At 51.5% G+C, this 5,639-nt stretch carries 6 protein-coding genes; 1 reads left to right on the forward strand and 5 read right to left on the reverse strand.

Translation table 11 applies throughout. The features are described 5' to 3' along the window. Nucleotides 1–330: 330 nt before the first annotated feature. From DFP98_RS38460 to DFP98_RS38480, 5 genes are all read right to left on the reverse strand, one after another. Nucleotides 331–645, reverse strand: a complete 315-nt coding sequence (locus DFP98_RS38460) for a DMT family transporter (RefSeq protein WP_116065947.1) — start codon at nucleotides 643–645, stop codon at nucleotides 331–333. Then, nucleotides 645–995 carry a DMT family transporter gene (locus tag DFP98_RS38465; protein ID WP_116065948.1) on the reverse strand — a complete coding sequence of 117 codons (351 nt, stop codon included), beginning with the start codon at nucleotides 993–995 and terminating at the stop codon, nucleotides 645–647. Before DFP98_RS38465 ends, DFP98_RS38460 begins: the two co-directional genes overlap by 1 nt. After that, nucleotides 976–1,761: a MerR family transcriptional regulator gene (locus DFP98_RS38470; RefSeq protein WP_246017223.1), complete on the reverse strand. Its 786-nt coding sequence runs from the start codon at nucleotides 1,759–1,761 to the stop codon at nucleotides 976–978. Before DFP98_RS38470 ends, DFP98_RS38465 begins: the two co-directional genes overlap by 20 nt. Before the next feature lie 174 nt (nucleotides 1,762–1,935). After that, complete coding sequence (locus DFP98_RS38475) at nucleotides 1,936–2,496, reverse strand: DoxX family membrane protein (RefSeq protein WP_116065949.1); 561 nt, start codon at nucleotides 2,494–2,496, stop codon at nucleotides 1,936–1,938. 72 nt (nucleotides 2,497–2,568) lie between these two features. Then, nucleotides 2,569–3,366 carry a helix-turn-helix domain-containing protein gene (locus DFP98_RS38480; protein ID WP_181918204.1) on the reverse strand — a complete coding sequence of 266 codons (798 nt, stop codon included), beginning with the start codon at nucleotides 3,364–3,366 and terminating at the stop codon, nucleotides 2,569–2,571. Between the two features lie 97 nt (nucleotides 3,367–3,463). Here DFP98_RS38480 and DFP98_RS38485 point away from each other — a divergent pair, with 97 nt between their 5' ends. Next, complete coding sequence (locus DFP98_RS38485; RefSeq protein ID WP_116065951.1) at nucleotides 3,464–5,386, forward strand: glutaminase domain-containing protein; 1,923 nt, start codon at nucleotides 3,464–3,466, stop codon at nucleotides 5,384–5,386. Nucleotides 5,387–5,639: the final 253 nt, after the last annotated feature.

A 5,639-nucleotide genomic window follows, 5' to 3' on the forward strand; every position in this document is an offset into this window, starting at 1 on the left:
TGTTCAGACATTTTTCCCACTGCGCTCATCCTCCTCATGTACTAAGTGTACATTTTCGTGGTGGAGGACTCCAACTGAATTAGGGGGCTGTGGAGATTAAAGGGGGGAATCCGCTTTAAAATCACTGTTTTTCCCGTTTCACTGAAAATAGAGCGGAGAAGCCGCTTTAACTCAGCTGCCTCACCATTTTCGGCAAGTTTAAACGGAATGGTCGCGTTCCGCAACCGCCTGATCATATACCTGCCAATCTAAGCGAACATCGATTTTGCTGCGAGCATCCAAACTCCGCCCCATCGCCCCTCCAATTGCTGCATTCAATCGTCGCCCTCGCTAGCTGACCATCTTTAGTCCGACGACGGAGAAAATAATGCCAAGGATACAGCCGATCCGCAGCCAGCTTTTCGACTCCTTGAAGAACAGCATGCCGACAACGGCCGCGCCGACCGTGCCAATCCCCGTCCACACGGCATAGGCCGTCGCCAGAGGTATCGTTTCCATCGCTCTTATAAGCAGCTGAAAACTGATGATGAATCCGCCTATAAGGATGAGGTTATTCGTCCAATTGTTATTTTGCGCCACGCGTTTAATTCCAATTACCCCGACTACCTCCAACAATCCCGCAGCAATGAGCCAGCTCCAGTCCATTACGCTTCACTGCCTTTACTCGATAATTTCAACCCTATAATACACGCCAGAAGCGTAACGATAAACACAATTCTCAACGCGCTAACATTACCGCCGGACATCGCAATTTCCACAATCGTCGTGCCCAAAGTCCCCATCCCCGCAAACACGGCGTATACCGTACCTACCGGCAGCACCTTGGTCGCCCGAATAATCAGATCGAAGCTGGCGAGCAGAGAGACAAGAACGACAATGCTCGGAATAGTCTCGTACTTGAAGCCGCTTGCCCATACAATTTCCAATAATCCGCCCAAAATGACATAAGTCCACGCTCTCGTCTCGCTGATGAGTTTAACTGCTTTTTCCGCCATTCTCGGCCTCCTCCTGTTCGTGCTTCAAATACCCGTCGACTAACAGATCGATGCGATCCATGACCTCGGCGTCCATTCCGAACACCTTCGTTTCCTTGCCTTCCTCGGGACGAATCATAGACCAGTACTTGTCAAGAAGCGCTTCGTCCTGGTGAAACCATTCCAATGAAAGCTCTACTATTTGCGCAGCCAGCTGCCGGGAAATATCCGAGGAAGGAGGTTCGTGAATGTGCTCCTTGACCTTCCGGACCAGCTTGGCCCACTCCATACTTCGGGGATCGTTCGCACTCAAGTCCGGCAAGCTCTTAATGATCTCGATTTCATGATCCGCAAAATTCTGAGCGAGAAACTTGTCTCTGATCTCCGCCGGGGACCGCAATGCCCGAATGAACAGAAAGATGTCCTCCGATTCGACCTGCCCGTTCATTTCAAACGCATGTCTTGCCGTCTGCAGCAGCATCTCCATCTCTGCCAGACGTTGCTTCTCTTCTGCGATGGCCGCCAGTTCAAATTCCAGATAGGCTCTCCAGCGGTCCTCCTGAGCATCCTTCCCGGTAGACAGCAAGTCCTTGATGGACGCTAAGGTAAACCCCAGCTCTTTCAGAGCCGTAATATGCCGAAGCACTCTGATCTCCTCATTCGAATAGTAGCGATAGCCGGAATCGGCTACTTTGGCGGGCTTCAGCAGCCCGATTTCATCATAATATCTCAGCGTCCGAATGGATATATTTGTCTTCTTCGCCAACTGTCCGATACTGTATATCAAGCATATGCCTCCCCCCGAAAATAATTATATAGTCTCCAGTATACGTGAGAGTCAAGCTTTTAACCTACGGTGCAGAACGCAAAAAAACCCCGGTCACTTCCATGACCGAGGTTTCTCGTAAAGCTGAGCCGCGCAGGAGCGGCAACTAGATTATGGTCTTCGGCCGACGTTCGGTCAGCCCGACTTTTTGCGGGTCCACGGCGTACCGAGCAGCGGCAGCGCCCATCTGTCCAAGCCGTACCAGCCGGCTACTTTCCAGCCAAGCACGATCCATGTGGCGAGAATAAACAGCAGCGGGTTCGTGCTAAGCGTTCCTGCGAACAGGAAGCTCGCGTTCATGAAGGCGCCGAAGAATGCCGCCACGCCCGTCAGCAAACCGAGGATCAACCCGAGGCCGACCAACACTTCTCCGAAAGCGACCATATACGAAAACACTTTGGCGTTGGGTAGAACGGCATTTTCAAGGAACGTTGCGTACCAGCCGGTTACGTCTTTACCGTCCGCTGCTTTGCCGAGCGCGCCATTTATAAAGCCTTCCAGCCCTTTACCCGCATTGCTGCCGACCCAAGCGTCATTCGTTACTTTGTGCCAGCCGGCATTCAGCCACGCATAACCCAAGTACAGACGAACAACGAGCCACAGCAGTCCCGATCTCGTGTTGTTAAACAGAAAATTCGATACCGGATTGTCTGGGATGATAATATTTTTGCCTCTCAATTCCTCTTTGATTGTCACAGTCTCATCTCCTCGTAGGCTTATATGGTCTATATTACCACATAAAAAGCGGCTCAAACTGTAAACTACTTCTCATTTGGCCTTGCGAAAATGATTTGGCGACATCCCCAGCTTCTTCTTAAATAAATTGGAGAAATAAAACTCGTCCGCGAAGGAAAGATGCGACGCCACCTCCCGGACAGGCATCCCCGTGCTTCTGAGCAGCTTCTGGGCAAATTCCAGCTTCAATTGAAGATGATAGTGATAGGGCGTGACGCCGTACTGACGCTTGAACAAGCGTATCGTCTGCGACTCAGACTTGCCGATCAACGCGGCCAGCTCCGCCAAAGACACATTTTCCGCCACGCGATGGTCCAGGTAGGCTTTCAGCTTCATCGCATCCGATTGTACGACCGGCGGGCGCAGATGCTCGCTCAGCTTGAACAACAGTTCGTGAACGGTCAAGGTGCAATTCAGCACGGAATTGCCGTCGTTCGTTTGCGCGTTATGGACGATTTGCTGCAAGTAGTTCATAGAGTAAAAGTCGGGGATGTGATAACAGCCTTCCAGCCCGTATCTACGAATCAAATCCGTCAATAAATCTCCTCTGACGTTAACCCAAATTTTGATCCAAGGATCGTCCTTGTCCGAGTAGTATAAATGATCATGACCTTGATGCAGAAAATACGTATCGCCGGCCTTCGGATAAAACTCCCGGGAATCGATGATAACCGTTCCCCGCCCCCGAATAATGTACTCGATGCTGCTTACCGTAGAACGGGGTCTTACGATTCGGTAAGTCCCGTCGCAAAACGATTTTCCGGCCAGCTCGAAGTGTAATCCGAACGATCCGGACGCTGCTTCCCGAAATGGGTATATTTCTTCCCTCATGCGCATTTTCCTCATTTGATCATCGGTTTTATCTATCCCTTGCCGTCATCGACGTCAGTATACTATATGTGAATCAATTAAAACAGGAGATGATCGAATGAGCTTCAGACCCTCGGCAGTTCCTCTGATAACCGTAGATCCGTATTTCAGCATCTGGTCGTTCGCAGACCATCTATATGACGACCATACGCGCCACTGGACGGGACAGCGCAACGGCATGCTCGGCTTGATCAAGATCGATGGCGTAACGTACCGGTTCATGGGAAAAGTAGAAGCCTTCGGAGAACGCTATTATGCAGAACCGCAGGTCATCCCGCAAATCAAAGTGGAAATACAGCCGCTAACCACGATCTACACCTTTGCCAACGAACAGGTCGAGTTGACCTTGAAATTCATGACACCTCTGCTCCCGGATCAGCTTCACATCCTGTCTCGCCCGGCCTCTTACATCACGTACGACATTGCGATCAGAGATGGGCAAGAGCACAACATTGAAGTGTATTTCGACGTTTCCGGCGAATGCTGCATCAACACGATGGATCAGAAGGTCGTCTTCCGCCGCGGCGCCGATTCCGTCTATTGCGGCAATGCGGAGCAGGAGCCGCTTAACGCCAGCGGAGACCACATTCGCATCGATTGGGGCTATCTTCATGTCGCGCATCCCGGGGCGTTCGTATCCGACTATGACGGACGGCATCATTTTCTGGCCAACAAGGAAGTCGTCCGTGTGGATACCGAAGGCGAAACTGCGCTGCCCGCCAGCGAGTACCGCTGCATCGCGCTGATCAGCGACAAGCTCTCCGACACGATCTGCCTCGCTTATGACGATATCAAGTCGATCGAATATTTCGGGGAGCAAATCGACGCGTATTACAAAAAGGAGTACGGAACGTTCGACAACATGCTGAAGCATGCCGTATCCGACTTCGAGCAGGTTCGATCTCTCGCGTCGGAGTTCGAGGAGAAGCTTAACGGCGAAACGGCGAAAGTGAACCGCTATTATGCGGACATCGCGGCTCTGGCCTATCGGCAAACAATCGCCGCTCATAAGCTCGTGCTGCACGAAGACGAGGCCCTGTTCCTGTCCAAGGAATGCTTCAGCAACGGCTGTATCGCTACATTAGACGTCACTTATCCTTCGATCCCGCTATTCTTGAAGTACAATCCGGAGCTGGTCAAAGGAATGCTGCGCCCGATTCTGAAATATGCGCGCTCCGACGCTTGGAAGTTCGATTTTGCTCCGCACGACTGTGGGCAATATCCGCTGTGCAACGGTCAAGTGTACGGCGATAATAAGCTGGAAGATCAAATGCCGGTCGAGGAATGCGGCAATATGCTGCTGTCGGTGGCGGCGCTGTCCCGCTACGAAGGCTCGAACGAATTTGCCCTGAAGGAGAAGGAGCTGCTCGACAAGTGGGCGGACTACTTAACGGAGTTCGGGTACGATCCGGGCAACCAGCTGTGCACGGACGATTTTGCCGGACATCTTGCCCACAACTGCAACTTGAGCATGAAGGCGATCGTAGCGTTGGGCGCGTACGGCAAGCTTGTGCAAGAGGAAAAGTATGTCCGGGCCGCACAGGCAATGGCCGACAGATGGAGTGCGGAAGCCCGGAAGGAAGAGGGCTCTCTGCTGGCCTTCGATCAGCCGGACTCCTGGAGCATCAAGTACAACATCGTATGGGATAAGCTGCTGGGGATCGGTCTGTTCGACCAAGAGGTATATGAAAGCGAAATCCGGCTGTACAGCCAAAAAATGAACCGCTACGGCCTGCCGCTGGATTCGCGCTCGGATTATACCAAGCTCGATTGGCTGGCATGGACGACGGTGTTTACGGATAACGGCGAATACAGCGAGCGGCTGTACAAGTCTATCTGGGATTTCATCAGCGAGACGGTCGAGCGGGTGCCGATCACCGACTGGTATTACAGCTCGACACCTCATCAGGTAAAATATTCGCGTTACACCGGATTCCAGAACCGGACCGTTCTCGGCGGACTTTATATTAATTTGCTGTAGCGCGGTCGGCTGCTTTAAGGGCTGTCTCATTGGCAAAGTTGCTTGAGATGTTCGATACAAAAGTGACATACGATCCTTTGATTTTGGTCGCTTTGTACGGTTTTTCGAACAAACGTCCGTCGCTTAGGTCTGATTCGAGCTGCTTTGTACGGTTTTTCGTTACTACTTAGGTCTCCCGAAAATAGGGAGACTTTTTCATAAATTTTAAAGGAATTTGGATACCACACGACGAACTATTTCTAATATACAAGTG

Source organism: Cohnella phaseoli (assembly GCF_003386235.1).
Classification (GTDB): domain Bacteria; phylum Bacillota; class Bacilli; order Paenibacillales; family Paenibacillaceae; genus Cohnella; species Cohnella phaseoli.